The following is a 278-nucleotide window of genomic DNA, read 5'->3' as shown; positions in this document are numbered from 1 at the left end:
ATAGGACTCAGCGGTTCATCTGTGGAACGATCAATCTAGCCGCTCAACTTCGCAAACAACATCATCTTCGCAATCAATCCATAAATCACCATCGGGAGATTCGGACTCAAAAACATATCCAACAGTGTCAAGCCCGCATCCGTGATAGCCAACCTTCCCATGCAGTTCTCTTGCTAGTTCTCCTTCAACCATCACTCTGACTCGACAGCCAACGCTATCGTAATCACGCGAGAACCACGTTGACGGATCAAGGAGGCTAAAGCTATCCCAATATGGCA

General features: G+C 47.8%; 1 protein-coding gene. It reads right to left on the bottom strand.

The genetic code is table 11. The features are described from left to right. Positions 1-30: 30 nt before the first annotated feature. Positions 31-278: hypothetical protein (locus Q5762_RS38095; RefSeq protein ID WP_315896893.1), on the bottom strand; the 248-nt coding region annotated here is incomplete at its 5' end.

The organism is Streptomyces sp. P9(2023) (assembly GCF_032436795.1).
GTDB lineage: Bacteria > Actinomycetota > Actinomycetes > Streptomycetales > Streptomycetaceae > Streptomyces.
Note: the sequence above shows the minus strand (reverse complement) of the source record. Positions and strands in the feature narration are given on the sequence as shown.